Origin of the sequence: Youhaiella tibetensis (assembly GCF_008000755.1) — a bacterium.
Taxonomy (GTDB): domain Bacteria; phylum Pseudomonadota; class Alphaproteobacteria; order Rhizobiales; family Devosiaceae; genus Paradevosia; species Paradevosia tibetensis.
In genome coordinates, this window is sequence record NZ_CP041690.1 from 3,870,001 (window position 1) to 3,893,227 (window position 23,227).

24 protein-coding genes (1 of these 24 cut by a window edge) are annotated in these 23,227 nt (G+C 66.3%); 6 read left to right on the forward strand and 18 right to left on the reverse strand.

The window, feature by feature from the left end; translation table 11 throughout:
• A protein-coding gene (locus tag FNA67_RS18920; protein ID WP_170267367.1) for a M23 family metallopeptidase crosses the window boundary here: on the forward strand, nucleotides 1–1,850 show its 3' portion. It extends 31 nt beyond the left edge of the window; the window shows 1,850 of its 1,881 coding nt (coding positions 32–1,881); its start codon lies beyond the left edge, outside the window; the stop codon is at nucleotides 1,848–1,850.
• A gap of 30 nt (nucleotides 1,851–1,880) precedes the next feature.
• Here the strand turns inward: FNA67_RS18920 and FNA67_RS18925 are convergent, their stop codons facing one another.
• The 8 genes from FNA67_RS18925 to FNA67_RS18960 all read right to left on the reverse strand — a co-directional run bounded on the left by FNA67_RS18925 (nucleotide 1,881) and on the right by FNA67_RS18960 (nucleotide 13,351).
• Nucleotides 1,881–3,386: an MFS transporter gene (locus FNA67_RS18925; RefSeq protein WP_147657598.1), complete on the reverse strand. Its 1,506-nt coding sequence runs from the start codon at nucleotides 3,384–3,386 to the stop codon at nucleotides 1,881–1,883.
• A 31-nt stretch (nucleotides 3,387–3,417) separates the two neighbouring features.
• Entirely contained in the window at nucleotides 3,418–3,765 is a 348-nt protein-coding gene (locus FNA67_RS18930; RefSeq protein WP_147657600.1) for a VOC family protein, read from the reverse strand.
• Between the two features lie 129 nt (nucleotides 3,766–3,894).
• Nucleotides 3,895–6,504, reverse strand: coding sequence for an ATP-dependent chaperone ClpB (gene clpB, locus FNA67_RS18935; RefSeq protein ID WP_147657602.1), 2,610 nt, complete (start codon nucleotides 6,502–6,504; stop codon nucleotides 3,895–3,897).
• A 316-nt stretch (nucleotides 6,505–6,820) separates the two neighbouring features.
• On the reverse strand, nucleotides 6,821–7,453 hold the full coding sequence (locus FNA67_RS18940; RefSeq protein WP_082202262.1) for a DUF4167 domain-containing protein: 633 nt from the start codon (nucleotides 7,451–7,453) through the stop codon (nucleotides 6,821–6,823).
• Between the two features lie 338 nt (nucleotides 7,454–7,791).
• The gene (prmC, locus tag FNA67_RS18945) at nucleotides 7,792–8,649 is read right to left on the reverse strand and encodes a peptide chain release factor N(5)-glutamine methyltransferase (RefSeq protein ID WP_147657604.1); all 858 of its coding nucleotides are present in this window, start codon (nucleotides 8,647–8,649) and stop codon (nucleotides 7,792–7,794) included.
• Nucleotides 8,646–9,722 (reverse strand): peptide chain release factor 1, encoded by a 1,077-nt coding sequence (gene prfA / locus FNA67_RS18950; protein ID WP_049706655.1) that lies wholly within the window; start codon nucleotides 9,720–9,722, stop codon nucleotides 8,646–8,648. The genes prmC and prfA overlap by 4 nt, the downstream gene beginning before the upstream one ends.
• A gap of 34 nt (nucleotides 9,723–9,756) precedes the next feature.
• On the reverse strand, nucleotides 9,757–12,021 hold the full coding sequence (gene ptsP / locus FNA67_RS18955; protein ID WP_049706656.1) for a phosphoenolpyruvate--protein phosphotransferase: 2,265 nt from the start codon (nucleotides 12,019–12,021) through the stop codon (nucleotides 9,757–9,759).
• 64 nt (nucleotides 12,022–12,085) lie between these two features.
• On the reverse strand, nucleotides 12,086–13,351 hold the full coding sequence (locus tag FNA67_RS18960) for an aspartate kinase (protein ID WP_049706657.1): 1,266 nt from the start codon (nucleotides 13,349–13,351) through the stop codon (nucleotides 12,086–12,088).
• Between the two features lie 199 nt (nucleotides 13,352–13,550).
• On the opposite strand from FNA67_RS18960, the gene ubiG reads away from it, so the two are divergent.
• Nucleotides 13,551–14,294: a bifunctional 2-polyprenyl-6-hydroxyphenol methylase/3-demethylubiquinol 3-O-methyltransferase UbiG gene (ubiG, locus tag FNA67_RS18965; RefSeq protein ID WP_280176971.1), complete on the forward strand. Its 744-nt coding sequence runs from the start codon at nucleotides 13,551–13,553 to the stop codon at nucleotides 14,292–14,294.
• Between the two features lie 29 nt (nucleotides 14,295–14,323).
• Nucleotides 14,324–14,611: a hypothetical protein gene (locus FNA67_RS18970; protein WP_049706658.1), complete on the forward strand. Its 288-nt coding sequence runs from the start codon at nucleotides 14,324–14,326 to the stop codon at nucleotides 14,609–14,611.
• Between the two features lie 45 nt (nucleotides 14,612–14,656).
• Here the strand turns inward: FNA67_RS18970 and FNA67_RS18975 are convergent, their stop codons facing one another.
• The gene (locus FNA67_RS18975; RefSeq protein ID WP_147657606.1) at nucleotides 14,657–15,019 is read right to left on the reverse strand and encodes a nuclear transport factor 2 family protein; all 363 of its coding nucleotides are present in this window, start codon (nucleotides 15,017–15,019) and stop codon (nucleotides 14,657–14,659) included.
• 110 nt (nucleotides 15,020–15,129) lie between these two features.
• Between FNA67_RS18975 and FNA67_RS18980 the strand changes: the two genes are divergently transcribed.
• Nucleotides 15,130–15,918 (forward strand): helix-turn-helix domain-containing protein, encoded by a 789-nt coding sequence (locus tag FNA67_RS18980; RefSeq protein ID WP_147657608.1) that lies wholly within the window; start codon nucleotides 15,130–15,132, stop codon nucleotides 15,916–15,918.
• Here the strand turns inward: FNA67_RS18980 and FNA67_RS18985 are convergent.
• The 4 genes from FNA67_RS18985 to FNA67_RS19000 are packed head-to-tail and all read right to left on the reverse strand — an operon-like array spanning nucleotide 15,915 to nucleotide 18,260.
• Entirely contained in the window at nucleotides 15,915–16,340 is a 426-nt protein-coding gene (locus FNA67_RS18985) for a DUF1178 family protein (protein WP_147657610.1), read from the reverse strand. The two genes, FNA67_RS18980 and FNA67_RS18985, sit on opposite strands and share 4 nt — an antisense overlap.
• Nucleotides 16,341–16,354: 14 nt before the next feature.
• Complete coding sequence (locus FNA67_RS18990) at nucleotides 16,355–17,212, reverse strand: carbon-nitrogen hydrolase family protein (RefSeq protein WP_244616394.1); 858 nt, start codon at nucleotides 17,210–17,212, stop codon at nucleotides 16,355–16,357.
• A complete protein-coding gene (grxC, locus tag FNA67_RS18995) occupies nucleotides 17,213–17,467 on the reverse strand; it encodes a glutaredoxin 3 (RefSeq protein ID WP_049706663.1) in 255 nt (84 codons plus the stop codon).
• Between the two features lie 25 nt (nucleotides 17,468–17,492).
• Entirely contained in the window at nucleotides 17,493–18,260 is a 768-nt protein-coding gene (locus FNA67_RS19000; protein ID WP_244616395.1) for a ComF family protein, read from the reverse strand.
• A gap of 100 nt (nucleotides 18,261–18,360) precedes the next feature.
• Between FNA67_RS19000 and FNA67_RS19005 the strand changes: the two genes are divergently transcribed.
• Nucleotides 18,361–19,221 (forward strand): class I SAM-dependent methyltransferase, encoded by an 861-nt coding sequence (locus FNA67_RS19005; protein ID WP_147657614.1) that lies wholly within the window; start codon nucleotides 18,361–18,363, stop codon nucleotides 19,219–19,221.
• Here the strand turns inward: FNA67_RS19005 and FNA67_RS19010 are convergent.
• The 4 genes from FNA67_RS19010 to FNA67_RS19025 all read right to left on the reverse strand — a co-directional run bounded on the left by FNA67_RS19010 (nucleotide 19,218) and on the right by FNA67_RS19025 (nucleotide 21,464).
• Entirely contained in the window at nucleotides 19,218–19,403 is a 186-nt protein-coding gene (locus FNA67_RS19010; RefSeq protein WP_049706665.1) for a Flp family type IVb pilin, read from the reverse strand. The two genes, FNA67_RS19005 and FNA67_RS19010, sit on opposite strands and share 4 nt — an antisense overlap.
• 68 nt (nucleotides 19,404–19,471) lie before the next feature.
• The gene (locus tag FNA67_RS19015; protein ID WP_147657616.1) at nucleotides 19,472–19,879 is read right to left on the reverse strand and encodes a (deoxy)nucleoside triphosphate pyrophosphohydrolase; all 408 of its coding nucleotides are present in this window, start codon (nucleotides 19,877–19,879) and stop codon (nucleotides 19,472–19,474) included.
• Nucleotides 19,876–21,117 (reverse strand): bifunctional glutamate N-acetyltransferase/amino-acid acetyltransferase ArgJ, encoded by a 1,242-nt coding sequence (argJ, locus tag FNA67_RS19020; protein ID WP_049706667.1) that lies wholly within the window; start codon nucleotides 21,115–21,117, stop codon nucleotides 19,876–19,878. Before argJ ends, FNA67_RS19015 begins: the two co-directional genes overlap by 4 nt.
• A gap of 68 nt (nucleotides 21,118–21,185) precedes the next feature.
• Complete coding sequence (locus FNA67_RS19025; RefSeq protein ID WP_244616396.1) at nucleotides 21,186–21,464, reverse strand: hypothetical protein; 279 nt, start codon at nucleotides 21,462–21,464, stop codon at nucleotides 21,186–21,188.
• 103 nt (nucleotides 21,465–21,567) lie between these two features.
• Here FNA67_RS19025 and FNA67_RS19030 point away from each other — a divergent pair, with 103 nt between their 5' ends.
• Nucleotides 21,568–22,167 (forward strand): TetR/AcrR family transcriptional regulator, encoded by a 600-nt coding sequence (locus FNA67_RS19030; protein WP_147657618.1) that lies wholly within the window; start codon nucleotides 21,568–21,570, stop codon nucleotides 22,165–22,167.
• On the opposite strand, the gene FNA67_RS19035 is transcribed toward FNA67_RS19030, so the two are convergent.
• The gene (locus FNA67_RS19035; RefSeq protein ID WP_210246402.1) at nucleotides 22,164–23,108 is read right to left on the reverse strand and encodes a peptidylprolyl isomerase; all 945 of its coding nucleotides are present in this window, start codon (nucleotides 23,106–23,108) and stop codon (nucleotides 22,164–22,166) included. The genes FNA67_RS19030 and FNA67_RS19035 overlap by 4 nt on opposite strands.
• Nucleotides 23,109–23,227: the final 119 nt, after the last annotated feature.

Below are 23,227 nucleotides of genomic sequence, written 5' to 3' on the forward strand. Positions count from 1 at the left end.
CGCACGGGCGCGAGCTCTCCATCTCCTGGCTGACCGGCACCGTGATGACCGGGCTGACCAGCGTGCTGCTGATGGGCGCGGCGCTCTTTGTCTCCTTCCAGGGGCAGGACACGTTCTCGACCGCCTATGAAGCGCTCCAGATCGCAAACCCGCCCAAGCCGCTCAGCCCCACGAACCTGCTGATCAAGACCAACCGCGTCCGCCCGGTCGCCAAGCCCAAATCCGAGCTCGAGACCATCGAGGCCACGATCAAGGAAACGGTCGACGGGCGCGACATCATCAAGAAGCAGCCCTTCAGCCGCCTGCGCGCCACCCTGGCGACGGCGGCGACTTCGCTCTCGGACGACGTGCCGGCCTATGATCCGGTATCCCTGATCGCCTCGACCCAGCCGCTCGACGCCGACAGCAACGTCTCAACCGACATCTATGGTGCCGAGGTCGAGGGCGAGGTCTCGATCAAGCTCGCCTCGCTGCCGCTGACCCAGGTGCCCCCGCGCGCCATTTCCGACCAGGTCGCGGCCGACTTCGTGCGCACCACGGTCGAAGGCGCTTATGTGGAAGCCGACAGCACCGCGCTGGCCTATGCCCCCACCGACGCCACCATCCATGAGCTTTCGGCCACCCCGACCGACGCCATGATCACGGGCGTCGCCGAGAACGTCACGGCCGTACCCAAGACCACGCTGCCCGGACAGGGACTGGGTCGCACCGAGCGCCTGCTGACGCTGCGCGAACCGTCTTCGCTCGAGGAGACGCTCAAGAAGAACGGCTTTACGCCCGATATGATCGCAATGATCAACGGGACGCTGCGCAACGTCTATCCCTCGACCAACCTTCCCGCCGGCGCGCGCCTGCGCATTCTCTTCGGCCCCTCGCGCAGTTCGGAAAGCCTCATCCCCTACCGGATGAGCATCTATATCCACGACAACGCCACCAACAAGGACCGGCATGCCGCCACCGTGGCGCTGACCGATCGCGGCCAGTACGTGCTGGCCACCGAGCCGCCCCAGATCACCTTCCCGGACGAAGACACCGAAGAGATCAACGTCGCCAACCTGCCCTCGATCTACCGCTCGATCTGGGAAACCGGCCGCAAGCACGACCTGGACGACGACACCATCAAGCGCATCGTGGCGATGTATGCTTATGACCTGGATCTGAACAAGAAGATCTCGGCCGGCGATTCCATCGAGATCCTGCAGACGCCTCCGGACGCCAATGGCCACCAGGACCTGCTCTATGTCGGCCTGCGCCTGGGCACCACGCTCAAGGAACTGTTCCGCTTCCGGACGGATGACGGCAAGGTCGATTTCTTCGATCCTTCCGGCGAGAGCGGCAAGCGCTTCCTCAACCGTCGGCCGCTCCAGGGCGGCGGCGTGGTGCGCTCGAGCTTCGGCTGGCGCGTGCACCCCATCTTCCACAAGCGCATCCTGCACACGGGCGTCGACCTCGCCTCCAAGACGGGAACCCCCATCTACGCGGCCGGCGACGGCGTGGTGGAGAAGGCCGGCTGGACCAACGGCTATGGCCGTTACGTCATGATCAAGCACGTCAATGGCTTCGAGACGGGCTATGGCCACATGAGCCGCATTGCCGACACCACGACCCCGGGCTCCTATGTGCGCCAGGGCCAGATCATCGGCTATGTGGGCTCGACCGGTAACTCGACCGGCCCGCACCTCCACTTCGAGATCCTGATCAACGGCAACTTCGTCGATCCGCTGAGCGTAAAGCTGCCGCGCGACAAGTCCCTGCCGGCCCAGTACCAGCAGCAGTTCGCCCAGACCGTGGCCCAGATCCGCGACCTGATGACCCGCGACGCCGCGCCGATCACGGTGGCCTCCAACTAGGCCGTCGGCGGGCGCCTGGAGACTCCGGCGCTAGCGCCGCCGCTCCAGCGTCACCCAGGCGATGGCAGCCGACACCAGCGACAACCCTGCAGTCGTCCAGGCGACGGCGGCGAAGGCGCCATTCGTGGCCGCTATGCGCGCCGCCTCGGTTTCAGGCGGCAGGGCCTGGCTGGTGGGCAGGCCGAAGGACAGCCCGTCGACCGCCCCGCCCATCATGGCGTTGAAGACCAGCGCCGCCACGCTCCCCATCAGGGCGACCGCGAGGAGCCCGGCAACGCGCGCCACGGCATTGTTGACGCCCGAGGCGATGCCGCTATCGGCATCGGGCAGCGAAGTCATGACCGCGGTCGAGAGCGGGGAGACGACAAAGCCCATGCCGACGCCCATCACGACATTGAGCGGAATGACCGCGAACCAGACATTGTGGAGCGGCGCGGTGAGCGCCAGGCCGGCAAAGGCCAGGGCGACGAGCGTGGCGCCGCCGGCGATGAGCGGGCCGGGGCCATAGACATCGGCCAGCTTGCCGGTGAACGAGGACAGGAGGGTCAGCGCAATGCCGAGCGGCAGCGACGCAAGCGCCGCGACCGCCGGGGAGACCCCCCAGCCCGCGATCATGGTCATCGGCAGGTAGAAACCGATGGCGGCGAGCGAGAAGTAGAGCGCGAAAGTCAGCGCATTGGCGCCCGAGAAGCTCCGATTGCGGAAGAGGCCGAGCGGCAGCATCGGCTGGCGCGCCCGCGTCTCCCAGAAGAGGAAGGCGACAAACAGCGCCACGCCGACGCCGCAGAAACCGAGAACGTGCGCAAGCGGCGGCACGCTCTGGCTGCCATCGCCGGTCAGCCCGAGCGCGAAAAGGCCCAGGGCAAAGGTGATGAGCACCCCGCCCAGCACGTCGAGCCTGCGATCGCCCGTAGGCCGATCGTCCGGCACGCGCCAGAAGAGAAGCGCCAGCGCCGCAAGGCCAAGCGGCAGGTTGATGGCAAAGACCAGCCGCCAGCTCCACTCGCCGAAAATGGTGAGCACGAACCCGCCGATGACCGGCCCGAGAATGGTGGTGAGCGAGGACGCCGACGCCCAGATGCCGATGGCCCAGCCGCGCTGGTCGCGCGGGTAGGCCTTGGCGATGATGGCAAGGCTGGAGGGCACCATGAATGCCGCCCCCATGCCCTGGACGGCCCGAGCCGCGATCAGCAGTTGTGGAGTTGGCGCCAGGGCGCTGGCGACCGACGCGATGACGAAAACGCCGATCCCCGCCGAGAAGACACGCTTGAGCCCGAACCGATCCCCCGCGGCCCCGCCGATGAGCAGCAGCGAGGCGAGGAAGAGCATGTAGCCGTTCGATATCCACTGCGCGTCCGACAGGGTCGCCCCGAGATTGGCGCGGATGGCGGGCGTCGCGATGGAGAGGACCGAACCGTCGATGAAGGCCATCGACGAGGCCAGAATCGCGGCCGCCAGCACGAAGATGCGCGCCGGGGCCGGACAAAAGGTTGCGGGTGCTTCGCTCTGGAGAGTGGTTGGCGCACTATCTGTCATCGGAACACCCGCCGGCTGTTTGGAGGTCAGCCTATTCTGTCGCGATCCAGACCGCCAGTTCGTTGCCGCCCGGTTCGCGGAAATGGAAACGTCGCCCGCCGGGGAAATCGAACGGCTCGCGCGTGATGACCCCGCCGGCGGCCGTGACCTCCCCATAGGCGGCCTCCAGATCCTGCGTGCGCACTACCGCCAGCAGCGGCGCCGCCGCCTGATTCTCCGCCTCGGCTACGCCCACGTCGATCCCCGCATCGGCCGCCCCGGAATAGCCTGGGCCATAGTCGATCCGGGACCACCCAAACGCCTCGGCGAAGAAGCGGCTGGACGCCTCGAGGTTGGCGCTGGTGAATTCGAGATAATCGATCTGAAAGCTGTTGCCCATGTGACGCGACTCCATTGTTCTCTTTTTGTTCTAATCTGGAATCGGCGTGAGACGCAAGCGGGCCACGGCCGCAAAAGCAAAAAGGCCGGCCCTTTCGGGTCGGCCTTTGCCAACGGGCGGGAAAGGAGACTAAGCCGCCGCGCCGGTAACTTCGGAGCCTTTTTCAGGAACGAGGACCAGATGCTCCCCGTCCGCCTCGACCACCACATTGGTGCCGTCCGCGACCTTGCCGGCCAGGATTTCCTCGGCCAGCTGGTCCTGGATCTCGCGCTGGATCACGCGCTTGAGCGGCCGCGCGCCATAGGCGGGGTCGTACCCTTCGAGCGCCAGCCAGTCGCGGGCTGCGGGCGTGAGCGTTAGGGTCACGTCGCGTTCCTTGAGCAGTTCCTGGAGCCGCTTCATCTGGATGTCGACAATGGCGCCCATATGCTTGCGCTCGAGCCGGTGGAACAGCAGGATTTCGTCGATCCGGTTGAGGAATTCCGGCCGGAACGCCGCCTTGACCGCATCGAGCACCTTGCCGCGCACCGCCTCGACCGTCTCGCCGTCGGCGAGCTGGGCCAGGTATTCGGCGCCCAGGTTCGACGTCATGATGATGAGCGTGTTGCGGAAGTCGACCGTGCGGCCCTGCCCGTCCGTCAGGCGCCCGTCATCGAGCACCTGGAGGAGGACGTTGAACACGTCCGGATGCGCCTTCTCGATCTCGTCGAACAGCACGACCTGATAAGGCCGGCGCCGCACCGCTTCGGTCAGCACGCCACCTTCCTCATAGCCCACATAGCCCGGAGGGGCACCGATGAGCCGGGCCACGGAGTGCTTCTCCATGAACTCGCTCATGTCGATGCGGACCATGGCGGTCTCATCGTCGAACAGGAACTGCGCCAGGGCCTTGGTGAGCTCGGTCTTGCCGACGCCCGTGGGGCCAAGGAACATGAACGAGCCGATCGGCCGGTTGGGATCCTGCAGGCCCGCGCGAGCACGCCGCACTGCCTTGGAGACCGCGACCACGGCTTCCTCCTGGCCGATGACGCGGGCGCCGAGCGACTGCTCCATATGCATGAGCTTCTCGCGTTCGCCCTCGAGCATCTTGTCGACCGGAATACCCGTCCAGCGCGAAACCACCTGCGCGATCTCGGAAGGCGTGACGACTTCCTCGACCATGGTCGGTTCGGCGCTCTTGTTCTCTTCGGCCGCCTTGAGGCGCTTTTCGAGATCGGGGATCACGCCATAGGCAAGCTCGCCCGCACGGGCCAGATCGCCGGTGCGCTGGGCACTTTCGAGCTGGCTGCGCGCCGCGTCGAGCTCTTCCTTGAGCTTCTGGCTACCGGCGAGGCGTTCCTTCTCGGCTAGCCATCTGGACGACAGCGCCTGCGCCTCTTCCTCGTGTTCGGCCAGCTCTGCCTCGAGCTTGACGAGCCGCGACTTGGAGGCGTCGTCGGTTTCCTTCTTCAAGGCCTCGCGCTCGATCTTGAGCTGCATGATGCGCCGGTCGAGCTCGTCGAGGGCCTCGGGCTTGGAATCGACGGCCATGCGCAGGCGCGCCGCCGCCTCGTCCATGAGGTCGATGGCCTTGTCGGGCAGGAACCGGTCGGTGATGTAGCGGTTCGACAGGGTCGCCGCGCTCACCAGGGCCGAGTCCGAAATCCGCACGCCATGGTGCAGCTCGTACTTTTCCTTGAGCCCGCGCAGGATCGAGATGGTGTCTTCCACCGTCGGCTCGTTGACGAAGACCGGCTGGAAGCGACGGGCCAGGGCCGCGTCCTTTTCCACGTACTTGCGGTATTCATCGAGCGTGGTGGCGCCCACGCAGTGGAGCTCACCACGCGCCAGGGCGGGCTTGAGAAGGTTCGACGCATCCATGGCGCCATCGGACTTGCCGGCGCCGACCAGGGTATGCATCTCGTCGATGAAGAGGATCACCTGCCCGTCCGAGGACGACACCTCGTTGAGCACGGCCTTGAGCCGCTCCTCGAACTCGCCACGATACTTGGCGCCCGCGATGAGTGCGCCCATGTCGAGCGCCAGCAGCGACTTGTTCTTGAGGCTTTCGGGCACGTCGCCGTTGACGATGCGGATGGCAAGGCCCTCCGCGATCGCCGTCTTGCCGACGCCGGGTTCGCCGATCAGCACCGGGTTGTTCTTGGTGCGCCGCGACAGCACCTGAATGGTGCGGCGGATTTCCTCGTCACGCCCGATGACGGGATCGAGCTTGCCGTCGCGCACGTCCTGCGTCAGGTCGCGCGCATATTTTTTCAGGGCATCGTACTGGCTCTCGGCCGAAGCCGAGTCGGCAGTGCGCCCCTTGCGGATCTCGTTGATGGCTTCGTTGAGCGCCTGCGGCGTCACCCCGGCGGAGGCCAGGATCTTGCCGGCATCGGTGTCCTTCTCGACGGTCATGGCCAGAAGCAGCCGCTCGACCGTGACATAGGAATCGCCGGCCTTCTGGGCGGCGCTTTCGGCAGTCTCGAAGACGCGGGCAAGCTCGCGCGTCAGGTAAAGCTGGGAGGCATCCCCCGAGACGCTGGGAATCTTGTTGAGCGCAGCATCCACCGCTGCGCGGGCGGCCTTGGAATTGCCGCCAGCCCGATCGATGAGACCGGACGCCATGCCCTGATCGTCATCAAGCAGGACCTTGAGCATGTGGAGGGGCGAGAACTGCTGGTGGCCCTTGCCCAGGGCCATGGTCTGCGCCGCCTGAACGAAGCCTCGGGCCCGTTCGGTGTACTTTTCAATATTCATGCAACTCTCCTTTGGAGGCACGCCGGAAACGCCCGAAAACTCGGCACGGCCCGGTCGCCGGAAGTGTTGTGGCCGTCGCACCCGCTTGGCGGCGTACTCAGGCAACACCCAAGATATAGGAGAGGTTGCGCCAAACAAAAGGGCGTGAAGCGGAAATGGGTGGCAGAACTCACCTCCCGCTCCAACCTGCCCTCCCCGGCCTTCGCCGGCGCGGAGAGATGCAGGGTGAACGGCCCGCGGGACCAGGCGCAGTGCCCCAAAACGAAAAGGCCGAACCCACAGGTCCGGCCCTCTCCAAATCTCAAGCCTTGCAGGCTTATTCGGCTGCGGTCGGTGCGCCGCCAGCGGTGATGAAGGCGGGCAGTTCGCCGATCTCGGGCTGCTCGGCTTCGGCCGGATCGGCGCCGTTGCCTTCGGCACCGGCAGCGCGACGACGGCGCGGACGGCGCTCGCGGCGACGCGGGGCCTCGGCTTCGCCCTCGCCTTCGGCAGCGGCGGCCGGAGCGGCAGCGGCTTCCTCGGTATTGGCTTCGGCCGGCGCTTCGGCGGTTTCGCCTTCGCTGCCCTCGGCATCGTTCTGGGCCGGCTGCGCGATGCGCTCGGGCACCGAGAAGCGGCTGTTTTCCTGCGGCTCGAACTCGTCGTCCTCGCCGTCATTGTCGTTGAACTGGTCGGAGCGCTGCACGCCCTGGGGCTGGGCGGCCGACACGATGCGGAAATAATGCTCGGCGTGCTGGAGGTAGTTCTCGGCCATCACCGAGTCCCCGGAAGCCTGGGCATCGCGGGCGAGCTGGACATATTTCTCGGCGATATGGGCAGCGTTGCCGCGCACCTTCACGTCCGGTCCGTTGCTCTCATAGTTGCGCGACAGCGGATTGACGTGCTTGCGCCCGCCATTGTTGTTGCGTCCGCGCGAACGGTTCTTGTTGTTCTGTTGGTTCGGTCTCATCGTATCGCTTCGATCATCAGTAAGCGTCTAGCACCGGGGGATTGGCTCATCTGCCAACTCAACCCGCAACCCGGGCGGCCCTAGCGTGCCGTGCCGGTTAAAGTTCGTTGTTTGTGAGTCCCCAAAACACTGTCGCGATTTGATCACTTAGTCCGCATCATCCGGGCGTCCGGGATCCTTGCCCGGGTCCGCGCTGGAAAAACTTCAGCTTCGCCGATGAGCGGGTGACCATCACCTAGACGCCAAAGCGTCATTGACAGCATTGGGAAACTAGCCTGTTCGCCTGAGCTTTCCAAGCGAAATGTTCGGTCTCACGCATGCGTGTGCTGTCTATGCACCTATAGTTGGTGCGCAATAACCACACGATCAAGACCGGCCAGATCCTTTTCGATCCTCACTTTGGAAAAGCCCTTGGCCTCGAACAGCTCGACCACGGCCTGCCCCTGGCCCGACCCGATTTCAACCATCAGGGCGCCCGGGGCGCGCAGGTGCCGGCCCGCGCTTTCGGCAATCACCCGATAGGGCCCGAGCCCGTCCGGACCGCCGTCGAGGGCCAGCAGGGGATCGAAATCGCGCACGTCCGGAGCCAGCCCCGCGATGGTTGCGGATTCGATATAGGGGGGATTGGAGACGATGAGATCGAAGCGCTCGTCCGGCCCGATCGGATCGAACCAGGACCCCTGGCGCAATTCGAGCCGGCCCGAGACACTATTGTCCCGGGCATTGGCGGCCGCCGCCTCGAGGGCCAGCGGCGCGAGATCGGTCGCCACCGCCAGCACGGTCGGATTGTTGGCGAGGATGGCGACGGGGATGGCGCCGCTGCCGGTGCCGAGATCGAGCAGGCGCGCAGAAGGATGGCCGGCCAGCCATTGCAGGGCCAGATCGACGAGGAGTTCGGTATCGGGGCGCGGCACGAGCGTGGCCGCATTGAGCCGGAACGGCAGCCCGTAAAATTCCTTCTCCCCCAGTATGCGCGCCACCGGCTCACCCGTGAGCCGGCGCAGCGCCAGGCTTTCGAGCCGTTCGAGCGCTGCAGGCGGAGCCGGCTGCTGCTCGGCGCCGAGCAGCGCCAGGCTATCGAGGCCGAAAGCCTCCAGCGCCAGAAGGCGGGCGTCGAGTTCAGGGGTATCCAGGTTCGCCGCGCGGAAGCGGTCGCGGACCGCGCGCCAGGCGGCGCCGATGGCCGGCCCGCTCAGGAAACGCCTTCCATGGCGGCAAGCTGGGCCGCCTGGTTCTCGGTGATGAGGGCCGAAACCAGCTCGTCGAGCGCTTCGCCCTCGATGACCTTGTCGAGCTTATAGAGCGTCAGGTTGATGCGGTGATCGGTGACCCGGCCCTGCGGGAAATTATAGGTGCGGATGCGCTCGGAACGATCGCCCGATCCGACCTGCTCGCGCCGCGCTTCGGACCGCGCGCTGTCGCGGGCGTCCCGCTGGGCTTCGAACAGGCGCGCGCGCAGCACCTTCATGGCATTGGCGCGGTTCTGGTGCTGGCTCTTTTCGGAGGAGGTCACGACGATACCGGTGGGGAGGTGCGTGATGCGCACCGCGCTATCGGTGGTGTTGACGTGCTGGCCGCCCGCGCCCGAGGAGCGCATCGTGTCGATGCGGATATCTTCGGCCTTGATGTCGATATCGATGTCTTCCACTTCCGGCAGCACCGCCACGGTCGCCGCCGAGGTGTGGATGCGGCCAGACGCTTCGGTCGCCGGCACGCGCTGCACGCGATGGACGCCGCTCTCGAACTTGAGGCGGGCATAGACGCCCTTGCCCGAGATATTGGCCACCGCTTCCTTGTAGCCGCCCGCTTCGCCCGGGCTCTCCTCCATGACGGTGAACTTCCAGCCCTGCAGGTCCGCATAGCGCTGATACATGCGGAAAAGGTCGCCCGCGAACAGCGCCGCCTCGTCCCCGCCGGTGCCGGCGCGCACTTCGAGGATGACGCTCTTCTCGTCGGCGGCATCCTTGGGCAACAGCAGGATGCGGATTTCCTGGGTCATCGTCTCGAGGCGTTCCTCGAGCTCGGCCACCTCCGCCTCGGCCATCTCGGCCAGCTCCGGATCGCCCGACGCCGCCATCTCGCGCGCGTCCTCGAGTTCGCGCTGCAGCTTGCGATAGGCGATGATGGGCCGCACCACCGGCTCCATCTCGGCATATTCCTTGGAGAGCTTGACGAACTGATCGGCTGCTGGCCCGGAGGCCAGCTCCGCCTCGATGCTGAGGAAGCGCTTTTCGAGAACGTCGAGCTTATCGGCGGGAAGTGTTGCCATGATCTCTTGGATGCAAGTCGGGAAGGCCCGCGTCTTAGACCGGAAGGTTCTGCCGGTCTACCCATTCCTGCAAGAGTTCGCGCATGCTCACGCCATCGGCGCCATCGGCAAGCGCCGCGGCGACCGACTTGCGGATCGGATCGAGCTCGAGCGCCATGATCATCTCCTTGACCGGGCCGATCGAGGACGGCCCCATCGAAAGCCGGTTCATGCCGATGGCCATGAGCGCCAGCGCCTCGAGCGGCTTGCCCGCCAGCTCCCCGCACATGGTGAGCGGCACGTTGTAGCGCCGCGCCGCGTCCACGATATGGCGCAGTGCCCGCAGGCGCGGCAGGCCGATGGGATCGTAGTTCTTGGAGACGCGCGGATTGGCGCGGTCGGCCGCAGTCAGGAACTGGATGAGGTCGTTCGACCCGATCGAGACGAAATCGGCCTCGGGCAGCAACTGGTCGAGCTCGAAGAGCAGCGAGGGCACTTCGATCATGGCGCCCAATTCGACCCTCGAGGGCACCGTCTCCCCGGCGCGCTTGAGCCGCTCGATCTCCTTCTGGACCACGAGCCGCGCCTGGCGGAACTCGAAGGCCTCGGTGACCATGGGCACGAGGATCTTCATCGGCTTGCCCTCGGCCGCCATCAAGAGCGCGCGCACCTGGGTGCGCAGCAGGCCCGGACGATCGAGCGCCAGACGCAGGGAACGCCAGCCCATGGCCGGGTTCTCCTCCGCGGCCGAGCGCATATAGGGCACGACCTTGTCCCCGCCGATATCGAGCAGGCGGAAGACGACCGGCCGCTCCCCGGCGATGCGCAGCGCGTCGCGGTAGAGGTCCACCTGCTCGTTGAGCCGGGGGAGCTTGGAGGCGATCATGAACTGCAGCTCGGTCCGGAAGAGGCCGACCCCTTCGGCGCCGGTCTCGTTGAGCATGGGCAGGTCGGCCACGAGCCCGGAATTGTGGAGCAGGGTGATCTTGTGCCCGTCCCGCGTGACCGAGGGCAGGTCGCGCAGCGCCAGGTAGTGCGCCCGGCGCTTGGCCGAGAGCCGCACCTTTTCGACATAGGTCTGCTCGACATCGGGCGTGGGCCGCAGGTGCACGGCACCAGCCCCGCCATCCACGATGATGTCGTCGCCCTCTTCGGACATCGAGACGATGCTCTCGGCCTGCCCGACCGCCACGATACCGAGCGAGCGGGCGACGATGGCCACATGCGAGGTGGACCCGCCCTCCTCGAGCACCACGCCGCGCAGCTTGCTGCGGTCGTATTCGAGCAGTTCGGCCGGCCCCATGTTGCGGGCGACCAGCACCGCGTTGTCCGGCAGCTCCTTGCCCAGGCCGTCATTGTTGTCGGTAAGCACGCGCAACAGCCGGTTGGCCAGATCGTCCAGGTCGTGCAGGCGATCGCGGATATAGGGATCGGTCTGGCGCAGCATGCGGGCGCGAGTGTCGTTCTGCACCCGCTCCACCGCCGCCTCGGCCGAAAGGCCGTTGTCGATGGCTTCCATCAGCCGCCCGACCCAGCCGCGGTCATTGGCGAACATGCGGTAGGTTTCGAGAATCTCGCGGTGGTCGGAAGACGGCTGCATGTCGCCGTGATCGAGCATCACGTCGATCGAGACGCGCATCTTTTCGAGCGCCACGTCGAGCCGCTGCTTCTCGGCATCGATGTCATCGGCAATGAAATTGGTGACGACCACGCGCGGGTCGTGCAGCACCACCTGGCCCAGGGCGATGCCCTCGGCCAAGGCCAGCCCGTCGAAGGTGCGGGGACGCCGCAGATCGATATCGGAGCCGGGCTTGATCAGGCTGTCGAACTCGGACGTGGCGATCATCTCGGCAAGGATGGTGGCGGTGGTCAGCATCGCCTCGACTTCATCCTCGCCGAAAACGCGCCGGTCCTTGTTTTGGACCACAAGTACGCCCAGAGTTTGTCCGGCGCGCAATACCGGCACGCCCATGAACGCGTAGAACGGATCTTCCCCGGTCTCGGGACGGTAGGCGAAGGCGGGATGGGCGGGAGCGTTTTCGAGGCTGAGCGGCTCGGCTTCGGCCGCGATGAGACCGACCAGGCCCTCCCCCAGCCGCAGTGTCGTCATATGGACGGCCTCGGGCTTGAGGCCATGGGTCGCAAACAGTTCGAGCGCGCCGTCGTCGCGCAGGACGTAGAACGAGCACACGTCGGCCCGCATGTTGTCCGCGATCAGATCGACGATCTTGTTGAGCCGGTCCTGCGAGCCCAGGGGCTCCGCCATGGTTTCGCGCAACTGCCGCAACAGCACGCGCGGACCGCCGGTCAATGTGGCCATATCACCCTGGCGGCTTGCGCCGCTCCCTTGCCTGGGCGCGGCGGCGACCCCTCGTCGCTGGCCGTCAGGCGTCCTGCTTGTCCAGACCGTAATACGTATGGAGCGCGCGTACCGCAAGCTCGGCGTACTGGTCATCGATCAGCACCGAGGTCTTGATCTCGGAAGTCGTGATCAACTGGATGTTGATGCCCTTTTCCGCCAGGGCCTTGAACATGGAAGACGCGACACCCGCATGACTACGCATGCCCACGCCCACCACCGAAATCTTGGCGCCGCCCTTCGAGCCCGAGATTCGGGAATACTCGATCGAGTCGCCGGCATCCTGGAGCGCGCGCACGGCCTTGTCGTAGTCGCTGTCGGGAACCGTGAAGGTGATGTCGGTCGTGGCGCCGTCGTCCGAAATGTTCTGGACGATCATGTCGACCACGATCGACTGGTCGGCGAGCGCGCCGAAGATGGCGGCGGCCACGCCCGGGCGGTCCTTGACGTCGCGCAGCGTGATCTTGGCCTCGGCCTTGGCGAGCGTCACGCCCGAAACGATCTGCTTTTCCATGATCTCATCCTCATCGCATACAAGGGTTCCGGGCACGCCGGGCGTTCCATCTGGGGCAATCTGGGGGGCATCCGGATCGTCGAACGAGGAGCGGACGACCAGGCGCACCTTCTGGGCCATGGCCAGCTCGACCGAGCGGATCATGAGCACCTTGGCGCCGAGCGAAGCCATCTCGAGCATTTCCTCGAAGGCGATCTTGTTGAGGCGCTGCGCCTTGGGCACGATACGCGGATCGGTGGTGTAGACGCCATCTACATCCGTATAGATGTCGCAGCGGTCCGCCTTGACCGCCGCCGCCACGGCCACCGCCGACGTATCCGAGCCACCACGGCCCAGCGTCGTCACGCGGCCCGAAGGCGCCACGCCCTGGAAGCCCGTGATCACCGGCACCCAGCCGGCATTCATCAACTCGTCGAGCGTGGTCGGATCGATATCGGTGATGCGCGCGGCGCCATGGGCGTCGTCAGTACGGATCGGCACCTGCCAGCCCGAGAACGAGCGCGACGGGATGCCCATCTCCGAGAGCACGATGGCCATCAGGCCGGCCGTGACCTGCTCGCCCGAGGCGACGACGGCGTCGTATTCGCGCGCATCGTGGATCGGGGCGGCTTCCCTGGTCCAGCCCACCAGTTCGTTGGTCTTGCCCGACATGGCCGAGACCACCACGGTCACCTGGTGACCGGCGTCGATCTCGCGTTTGACATGGCGCGCCGACTGGCGAATGCGCTCCACGTTGGCGACGGACGTGCCACCAAACTTAACAACGATGCGGGCCATGGATTTTTCCCGGATAACCGCCGGTTGGAGACCGGTCGGCAAGACACTGAAATTTGCGCGCGTCTCCTGCCACAAAGGCGGGCCGGTTTCAACAAGCAAAGGGCCGCGCCCGCCCGGGCCCGGACCGTACCGTGCCGGACCTTGACATGGTCCGGCCAATCCCGCACGTCAGGATGGTTCCCTCAAGGAGGACCGGGCAGTGACCACCACCACGATCGACAACGAGGAAGTCGCCAAGTTCGGCGCCATGGCCGAGGAATGGTGGAACCCCAACGGCAAGTTCAAGCCGATCCACAAGTTCAATCCGGTGCGGCTGACCTATATCCGGGACAATGCCGTACTGCATTTCGCCAAGGATCCCGGCGCGCGTCGCCCGCTCGAAGGGCTGCGCGTGCTCGATATCGGCTGCGGCGGGGGCCTGTTGAGCGAACCCATGGCACGGCTGGGCGCCGATGTGGTGGGCGCTGACGCCGCCGAGCGCAACATCAAGATCGCCCAGGTCCACGCCGCCCAGTCCGATCTCGAGATCGACTATCGCGCCACCACCGCCGAGGCCCTGGCAGAAGCGGGCGAGCAGTTCGACATCGTGCTCAACATGGAAGTGGTCGAGCACGTCTCGGACGTGCCGCTCTACATGAAGAGCTGCGCCCAGCTCGTGCGACCGGGCGGCCTGATGGTGGTCGCCACGATCAACCGCACGGCCCGCGCCTTCGCGCTGGCCATCGTCGGGGCCGAGCACATCCTGCGCTGGCTGCCGGTCGGCACCCATTCCTACGACAAGTTCCTCACGCCCGAGGAAGTCACCGCGCTCATCGAGCGCAACGGCATGAAGGTCACCGACCGGACGGGAGTTGTGTACAACCCGCTTCGCGATGCCTGGCGTCAATCGCCCGACATGGCGGTCAACTATATGTTGCTTGCCGAAAAGCCCAAGACGGCCTGATTGTCCACCGCGACTGAGGGGGAGCCACGGTGATCGAAATCGAAGTCCACATGCCTGACGGCATCGAGCCGAAGGCGGTGCCGGTAAGCGTCGAACAGGCGGCCGCGCGCGAAGAGCTGATCGTCGCCATGCGCGGCACGCTCGGAACCTATCCGGGCTGCATCCACTGGCATTTCAAGCGTGCCGGCGAGAAGGGCACGCTCGAGGTCACCTGGTGGCCCAAGATGACCCGGCTCTGGTTCAAGGTCGCCGACGGCCGCGAAGGCCCCTGGATCAGGGGCGCCATGGAGCGGCTGCGGGCCCAGCTCGAAGGCTGACGGGCCCGCAGGCGAAGGCGCGCTCCTTGGCAGGGTTCGCTCCGATCAGGCGGCCGGCACCTTGTCGAGGAAGCCGGTGACGCGCCGCAGCTTGCCATCGGCGAGCTCGACGAAATCGGTGCCTTCCACCACCGGCTCGGCCCCATCCGGCCCCAGCCCCCAGGAGAAGCGGCCATGGACGCCATGCGCCTGCGGCTGCCCCAGGAGCGTGAAGCGGAAGCCGGGGAACTGCCCAAGGACGCCGGCGACGAGCGCCGAAATCTCGGCATGGCCCTGGGCGGCCATGAGCGGATCGACGTATCGGGCGTCACCCGCCCAGCCCCGCTCGAGCAGCGCGGCGCGCCCCGCTGCGTCCTGGGTGTTCCAAAGCGCGATATAGTCGTTGGCGATGCTGGTGATATCGGTCATTTGCGGTCTCCGCGGTTGCTGACGACAGCAAGCAAACCGCAACTGCCGCGCCGGATCGATTACCCGCCAGGTAATGGAAGCCGAACCGGCGGGCGTCTAGGAATGGGACCATGAGCACAACCGCGACCCAACCGATCGGCGAAAAACTGCGCGACTGGCGACAGAGGCGGCGCCTGAGCCAGCTCGATCTGGCGCTGCAGGCCGAGATTTCGACCCGCCACCTCAGCTTCCTCGAAACCGGGCGCTCGCGCCCCAGCCGCGACATGGTCCTGCGCCTGGCCGACGAACTGGACGTGCCGCTGCGCGAACGCAACGCGATGCTGCTGGCCGCCGGCTTCGCGCCGGCCTTTGCCGAACGGGGGCTGGATGACGGCGCACTGACGCCTGCCCTCTCGGCCATCAAGACGCTGCTCGCCGCCCACGAACCGTTCCCGGCCCTGGCCATCGATCGCCACTGGACGCTTGTCGCTGCCAATCGCGCCGTCGACGCACTCCTGGCCCTGGCCGCGCCCGGATTGCGCGAGCCGCCCGTCAACGTGCTGCGGCTGAGCCTCCATCCGGAGGGACTGGCAGGTCATATCGAGAACATGGCCGAATGGAAGGCACACCTGCTCCACCGCCTGCGCCGGCAGTTCGCCGAAACCGCCGACCCTGCCCTGCCCGAGCTCATCGCCGAACTCAACGCCTATCCGGCGGGACCGCGGCGCGCCATCGAGGCAGGCGCCATCGCCGTGCCATTGCGGCTGCGCTTGCCCGGGGCGACGCTATCGTTCCTGAGCACGACAATGGTCTTCGGCACGCCGCTCGACGTCACCGTCTCCGAACTCGCCATCGAGACATTCCTGCCCGCCGACGAGGCGACGGCGGCAGCGCTGCGCCTCATGCAGGCGACAGGCTAGTTGTGGTCTTCCGGGATATTGGGCAGCGGCATGAAATCGACGCCATCCTCGATGAGCGCGGCCACTTCGTCCTGGGTGGCCTCGCCATAGATGCCGCGCGCTTCCACATCCTTGAAATGGATCTTGCGGGCCTCTTCGGCGAACTTGTCGCCAACATAGTCGGCCTCGTTCACCACCTTGTCGCGCATGGCGCGGAGGGCAGCGCGGATCTGGTCATGCTGGGGATGGCCGATCGAGAGCGAAACCTTCTCGGAATTGGCACGGGACACGGCGGGAGCCATCAGCCCCTTGTGCACCTGCTTTGAATCGCAGACCGGGCAGGTGACGATGCCACGCTTGCTCTGGGCATCGAAGGCGGCGGCGCTGGCGAACCAGGCATCGAACTTGTGATCGTTTTGGCAAACGAGGGAATAGTGGATCACGTAACCGGGACCTTTCAGATCGGCATTTTGCGCGCCGATTGGTTAACGCTTAGCGAAAAGGGCCGCGCATTGGCAAGCGCAGGCACCCTGCCCCGGGCGTCGGCAACGCGCCCGAGATCGATATCGGCGACGATGATTCCGGGCTCGTCGCCCTCTATCCGGGCCACGACTGTGCCCCAGGGATCGATGATCATCGAGTGCCCGTAGGTGGCCCGGCCATTCTCATGATGGCCGCCCTGGGCCGCGGCGATGACATAGGATCCCGTCTCGATGGCGCGGGCCCGCAGCAGCACTTCCCAATGCGCCTGCCCCGTCGGCACCGTGAAGGCGGCCGGAACCGAGATCACCTCGGCGCCGGCACCGGCCAGCGCGTTGAAGAGGGCGGGAAACCGCACGTCGTAGCAGATGGCCATACCCAGGTTGAACCCGGCGGCCGGCGTCACCACCGCCACGTCGCCGCCCTTGTAGGTGGCGCTTTCGCGGTATTCGCGCAGGCCCGGCAGGGTGGCATCGAAGAGGTGGATCTTGTCGTAGCTTGCGATGATCGCGCCATCGGGCCCGAAAAGGATCGAGCGATTGGCGAACCGCCCGTCGGGCAGCGCGACGGCAAGCGACCCCAGATGCAGGTAGACCCCGTGGGCGTCGGCGATCTCGGCGGCGCGGGCGATATCGCCATTGTCCTCGGCGGGCCCGGCAACCCGGGCCAGCCCCTCCCGGTTCTCGGCGAAGGCCACGGTCACTTCCGGGCTGAGCACATATTGCGCCCCGCCCGCCACGGCCGAAGCCACCAGCGCATCGAGCGCGTCCAGATTGGCCGCCGGCTCGAGGCCCGAGCGCATCTGCGCTGCGGCGATACGGATGGGAGTGTTCACTTAAGCCTGCAAAAGCGGATCGAGATTGCCCTGGCGATCGAGCGCGGCCATGTCGTCATAGCCGCCCACATGGGTATCGCCGACAAATATCTGCGGCACGGTGCGGCGGCCATGGGCGCGCTCGGTCATCTTCGCCCGCAGGTCGGGGTCGAGGACGGTGATTTCTTCGTATTGCACGCCCTTGTCATCCAGCAGCGCCTTGGCCGCGTAGCAATAGGGGCAGGTGGGCGTGGTGTAGATTTCGACCTTTGCCATAAAAGTCTCCGCTCGTTCGTCCCTTCTATATGGGCAAGTCGAGCCCGATGACAACGCGGGCGAAAGTCATGACATCGATTTGATGCACGCCGCCCCGCCGCAACTGATGGGTGAGGGCCCGCAAGGTCGAGCCGGTGGTGTAGACGTCATCGATGAGAACCACCGGCCGCCCGGCCAGGCGCCCGAGCAGATCCGGATGGGTCGCGAAGGCCCCCGCAACGTTGCGGCGGCGCTGGTCTCCGCTCAGCCCGACCTGCTGGCGCGTGCGCCGGACGCGCCGGGCGAGGGCAGCATCGACCCGCAGCCCCAGCGCCTTTCCAAGCGCCTGCGCCAGCTCCGCCGACTGGTTGTAGCGCCGCTCGATGCGGCGGCCGAAATGGAGCGGCACCGGCACCAGCACCGGATCGCCGCCCCAGAGGTCGCGCCCGGCCGGCGCCATCAGCCGCGCGCAGAACCGCGCCAGTTCGGGCTGGTCGCCATATTTGAGCCGGGAGACGATGCGGCGGGCAGCTTCGTTATAGACCAGCGCCGCCCGCGCTCTGCCGAAGGGCGGCGGATCGGCGATCGCTTCGGCCGAAAGCACACCCGGCCCGAGGGCCGCTCCCAAGGGAATGCCGAGCACGGGGCAAAAGGGCGCCGAGATCGGCCGCAACTGGGCAAAGCACCGGGCGCACAGGGTGTGGGCCTCGACCACCGGCTGGTGGCAGGCAAGGCAGGTCGGCGGATAGAGCTGGTCGAGCAACAGCGCGCCGCCGCGCGACAACGCCGTGCCCACGGGGCCGAGCGCAAACACTTTGACAAGGTCTCCCCTGCTGTCCATAACGCCAGTGTGCGGCATCCAAGACCATTTGGCGCTTGGCATTTATCCCGATAGCCGCCCCGAAACTGCAGCCATGACCGCGCCCATCGTTTTCGACCACGAGCTGATCGCCCGCCACCTGCGCCGCCGCAAGGCCGGAGCCGAGGACTTCGTGACCTCGCTGGCACTCTACGACCTCCAGGACCGGTTGCTCGCCATTACCCGCAAGTTCGAACAGGCCCTGATCATGGGACCGGACGGCGCCGCCCTGCCGGCGCGCGGGGAGAGTCACGACGGGGTCTTCGCGTTCGAGCGCGTCAGCACCGCCCTGCCCGCCCCCGGCATGCCGCTGGTCGACCCCGAGGACCTGGCGCTGCCGCGCACCGACTACGATCTCATCGTCTCGATCTTCGACCTGCAGGTGATCAACGACGTGCCGGGCTTTCTCGCCCGCATTCGCAGGCACCTGCGGCCGGACGGCCTGCTGCTCGCCGCCGCTGTCGGCGGCAATTCGCTGACCGAGTTGCGCCAGGCGTTCCTCGCGGCCGACGCGGCGCTTTCGGGCGGTGCCTTCGCCCGCGTCGCTCCTTTCATCGAGGTCAAGGATGCCGGAGCCCTCCTGCAGCGCGCCGGCTTCGCCCTGCCGGTAGCGGATGTGGAGAGCCACGTGGTGCGCTACGCCCACCCGATGGCGCTGATGGCCGAGCTCAAGGCGCTGGGCGCCTCCAATCCGCTGGCGGACCGCCCCGAGCGCATGGCCACCGCCAGCCTCGTCACCACGGCGGCACACGCCTACCAGGAAATGGCGGCTGATGCCGACGGGCGCGTCCGCGCCACGCTCGAAATCATCTGGATGAGCGGCTGGGCGCCCCACGAAAGCCAGCAGAAGCCCCTCGCCCCCGGCAGCGCCAAGGTGAGCATGGCCTCGATGCTGGGGAACGACCCGAAGGCCTAGGGCATCGTCAGCGCGGCACTGGTCTTTTCGGTGACGTAATTGAACAGGCCGCTCGTACCCCCGCCAAGCGCGATCATGGCGGTGATGGCGATCATCGCGATCAAAGCCGCAATGAGGCTGTATTCAATGGCGGTCGCGCCGGCCTCATCGGCGGCAAAGCGTTTCAGCGTACGTTCCAGCATGGGCCGTTCCGAACCTTCTGTTCCAGACAAGTCCCGGGATGCGTAAGTCGCGGCGTCCCTCGTCGCACCTAAAGCAGATCGCAAAGTGGCGCGATCAGCGGCTCGTCGGCCGGAGGCATGGGGTAGTCGCGAAGGGCCTGCGGGCGAACCCACTTGAGGGCCGAATGCTCCTTAGCCTGCGGAAATCCCTGCCATTTCCGGCACACGTAAAGTGGCATCAAGAGGTGAAAATTCTCATAAGAGTGACTAGCGAATGTTAACGGAGCCAGGCACGCGCTCTTGGTCTCGATGCCCAGTTCCTCGCGCAACTCGCGAATGAGCGCCTCCTCGGGCCCCTCCCCGGGCTCGAGCTTGCCGCCGGGAAATTCCCACAGGCCCGCCAGGTTCTTGCCCTGCGGACGCTGCGCGATGAGCACGCGCCGGTCGGCGTCGACCAGCGCGCAGGCGACCACCAGCAGGATGGATTTCTCACTCAACTGCGGTAATCGCCGTTAATGGCGATGTAGCCATGGGTGAGATCGCAGGTGTAGACCGTGGCGCGCCCTTCCCCGAGCCCGAGCGCCACCCCGATTTCGAGGTCTTCCTGGCGCATATAGGCCGAGGTCGCCGCCTCGTCATAGCCGGGCGAGCGCTCGCCCTGCTCGGCCACCACCAGATCGCCGAAGCGGATGGAGAGCCGGTCGCGATCGGCCGGCTCGCCGGCCTTGCCGACAGCCATCACCACGCGCCCCCAATTGGCGTCCCCGCCGGCAATGGCGGTCTTGACCAGCGGCGAGTCGGCGATCGACTTGGCGATACGGAAGGCACTCTCGTCGCTGGTGGCGCCCTCGACATTGACCGTCACGAACTTTGTGGCGCCTTCCCCGTCGCGCACCACCAGCATGGCCAGTTCATAAAGCACGTCGCCCAGCGCCTCGCCGAACACCGCCGCGCGCGGATCCTCGACACTCTCGATCGGGGCCACGCCGCGCTCGGCCGCCTTGCCGGTGGCAAAGGCCATGAGCGTGTCCGAGGTCGAGGTATCGCTGTCCACGGTGATGGAATTGAAGCTCGGACGCACCTGCTCGGCGAGCAGGGACTGGAGCACCGGCGCAGCGATCGCGGCATCGGTGAAGACGAAGGAGAGCATGGTCGCCATGTCGGGGGCGATCATGCCCGAACCCTTGGCAATGCCGGAGATCACCACCTCGACGCCGTCGATCTCGACGGTGGCGGTGGCCACCTTGGGGAAGGTGTCGGTCGTCATGATGGCCTTTGCCGGATCCATCCACGGGGAGGAGACCAGCCGCCCGGCCAGATTATCGAGCACGCCCTCGAACTTGGAGGCGTCGAGCGGCTCGCCGATGACCCCGGTCGAGGCGAGGAAGATCTCGCCGGTCCCGCACCCGAGCGCCCTGGCGGCGATCTCGGCGGTCTTCTGGACGCTCTCGCGCCCCTTGCTGCCAGTGAAGGCATTGGCATTGCCTGAATTGACCACCAGGCCCCGCGCGGCGCCGCCGCCCAGGTTCTGCCGGCACCAGTCGACGGCCGCCGACGGGCACTTGGAGCGCGTGAAGACCCCGGCCACGCTGGTGCCCGGGTCGAGCGCGACCAGCAGCACGTCGGTGCGGTTCTTGTACTTGATCCCGGCCTCGGCCGTCGCAAAGCGCGCGCCCGGCACTTCCGGCAATTCGGGGTAGGTCTTGGGCGCGAGAGGCGAAACGGGATGGGCCATGGCAAAGTCCTGGAGTGGCGCGTCGTTGCGATCCCGTTTGCCCCAAGCCGGGCCCGAGCGCAAGCGGGTTAGCGCGCCGGTCGCGGCAGGCGGGCGACGAACCAGCCCAGATGCTTCTGGATGGCCGGCGCCACCACGAACACGATCGAGGACACCATGATCGGGGCGATGACGAGAGTGCGCTGCCAGGTGGTCCAGTTCTCGGTGAGCGGCATCACCACATAGAGGAGGGCGGTGATGAGCGGATAGACCGCCAGGACCATGACGAGCGCCAGGCGCAGCTTGGACGGATTTGGACGGACGGCGGCAGGCGCAGCGGCGCCGGCATTGAGGGAGACAGTGGTCATTGCGACCTCCATTGAAACGGTACGTTTCGTTATATATCGAAACGGGCCGTATCGTTCAAGTAGGGTTCATGCTAGAAGTGCGCGAAAAGGAAAGGACGCAGGCATGGCCAGCAACAAGGCACCCGAGCGCCGCGCCTCGATCGGCGCCCAGCGCAACCCGGCGAGCGAAGAAGCCATCCTCACCGCCGCCGCCGAAATCCTCGCCGAAGGCGGGTTCGGCGCCTTCTCGATCGAAGCGGTGGCGCGGCGCGCCAAGGCCGGCAAACCCACCATCTACCGCTGGTGGCCCTCCAAGGCCGCCCTGCTGCTCGACGTCTACCAGCGCCAGAAGACTTTTGACGCCCAGCCCGACACCGGCGATGTCGAACGCGATCTGGCGATCTTCCTCAAGAGCCTCCTCTCCTTTTGGGCCGAAGGCCCGCAGGGCAACATCTTCCGCTCCATCATCGCCGAGGCGCAATCGGACCCGGCCGCCGAAAAGGCGCTGTCCGACTACGCCGCCGACCGGCGCATCCACACCGGAGAGATTATCCGGCGCGCCCAGGAGCGTGGACAAGTTCCCGCCGAAACCGACGCATCCCTGCTTGCCGAGACCATCGCCGGCTTCGCCTGGGGCCGTTTGCTCACCGGAAATGCAAACAGCCCGCCCGAGGAACTCGAGCGGGCCGTCCATCAGATGGTGGCGGGAATTATCCGGCCTTAGTTGGGCGCGGCTTCTTCGGCCTGCTGGGACTGCTGCTTGACGGCATCGGCCAGAGCAGCGTCGGGGATATCGATCTTGACGCCCTGCTTGAGCGCGGCGATGGCGTCATCGAAGCTCTTGAACATGAGCTGCTGCTGGAGCTGCGGCCCGATCTGCTCGATGGTCGGGGGCGCCGACTTGCGCTTCTCCTCGACCTTGATGATGTGCCAACCGAACTGGCTCTGCACCGGATCGGAAATCTGGCCGGGCTCGAGCTTGAAGGCGGCGTCTTCGAACGGCTTGACCATCTGGCCGGCCGAGAAAAAGCCGAGGTCGCCCCCGTTCTGCTTGGCGGACGGGTCGATCGACTTGGACTTGGCCAGTTCCTCGAACGAGGCGCCGCCATCGAGTTCCTTCTTGATCGCCTTGGCGTCTTCTTCCGAGCTCACCAGGATATGGCGGGCATGCACCTGATCCTGCGGCTTGAAGTCGGCGACGTATTTGTCATAGGCGGTCTTGACCGCTTCCGGGGTGACGGCGGTCGTCACCTTCTCGGCGAAATAGGCGCGGCGCAGCGCGCGCTCCTCGAGATAGGCCAGGCGACGCTTGAAAATGTCGGTCTGGTCCATGCCCGCGTCCTTGGCGGCCTTGGCCATCACTTTCATGTCAATCAGCACGGTCAGCAGGAAAGCCTTGCGCTGATCGGGCGGAACATTGGCCAATTCCTGGGCGAGATCTTCGCTCGCAAAGGAAATATCGGCCTCGGTAATGGTGTCGTCACCCACCTTGGCAACCACCGTGTCGGGGGTCGGCGCTGCAGGCTGGGCGGTGGCCGCGGCATTGGCGGCGGCGTCCTGCGCCATCGCGCTCATGGGCGCGAAAATCAAGGCAGTTCCGAGCATCAGCACCCCGCCCAGTCGGGCGATCGGCGAGACGGCACGGGAAGGGGTGCGGTCGGTCATAATCAATACAGTCTCCTTGAGCCGCGCGCGGCCCTCGACGGCGCGAAGGCGCTTGGTTTGGCCCATTTTGGCCAAGTTGACAAGACAAAGCCCCGCTCTTACATGTCTCGACGCTTCTA

Bases quoted from the DNA above. Each gene is read 5' to 3' on its own strand.
- FNA67_RS19010 (WP_049706665.1), bottom strand. From the start codon at position 19,403: ATGCTGGAACGTACGCTGAAACGCTTTGCCGCCGATGAGGCCGGCGCG.
- argJ (WP_049706667.1), bottom strand. From the start codon at position 21,117: ATGGCCCATCCCGTTTCGCCTCTCGCGCCCAAGACCTACCCCGAATTG.
- prfA (WP_049706655.1), bottom strand. From the start codon at position 9,722: ATGGCAACACTTCCCGCCGATAAGCTCGACGTTCTCGAAAAGCGCTTC.
- FNA67_RS19005 (WP_147657614.1), top strand. From the start codon at position 18,361: ATGACCGCGCCCATCGTTTTCGACCACGAGCTGATCGCCCGCCACCTG.
- FNA67_RS18930 (WP_147657600.1), bottom strand. From the start codon at position 3,765: ATGGGCAACAGCTTTCAGATCGATTATCTCGAATTCACCAGCGCCAAC.
- FNA67_RS18925 (WP_147657598.1), bottom strand. From the start codon at position 3,386: ATGACAGATAGTGCGCCAACCACTCTCCAGAGCGAAGCACCCGCAACC.
- FNA67_RS18940 (WP_082202262.1), bottom strand. From the start codon at position 7,453: ATGAGACCGAACCAACAGAACAACAAGAACCGTTCGCGCGGACGCAAC.
- FNA67_RS19025 (WP_244616396.1), bottom strand. From the start codon at position 21,464: ATGACCACTGTCTCCCTCAATGCCGGCGCCGCTGCGCCTGCCGCCGTC.
- FNA67_RS18980 (WP_147657608.1), top strand. From the start codon at position 15,130: ATGAGCACAACCGCGACCCAACCGATCGGCGAAAAACTGCGCGACTGG.
- FNA67_RS18960 (WP_049706657.1), bottom strand. From the start codon at position 13,351: ATGGCCCGCATCGTTGTTAAGTTTGGTGGCACGTCCGTCGCCAACGTG.
- FNA67_RS19030 (WP_147657618.1), top strand. From the start codon at position 21,568: ATGGCCAGCAACAAGGCACCCGAGCGCCGCGCCTCGATCGGCGCCCAG.
- FNA67_RS19035 (WP_210246402.1), bottom strand. From the start codon at position 23,108: ATGACCGACCGCACCCCTTCCCGTGCCGTCTCGCCGATCGCCCGACTG.
- grxC (WP_049706663.1), bottom strand. From the start codon at position 17,467: ATGGCAAAGGTCGAAATCTACACCACGCCCACCTGCCCCTATTGCTAC.
- clpB (WP_147657602.1), bottom strand. From the start codon at position 6,504: ATGAATATTGAAAAGTACACCGAACGGGCCCGAGGCTTCGTTCAGGCG.
- FNA67_RS18975 (WP_147657606.1), bottom strand. From the start codon at position 15,019: ATGACCGATATCACCAGCATCGCCAACGACTATATCGCGCTTTGGAAC.
- ptsP (WP_049706656.1), bottom strand. From the start codon at position 12,021: ATGGCCACATTGACCGGCGGTCCGCGCGTGCTGTTGCGGCAGTTGCGC.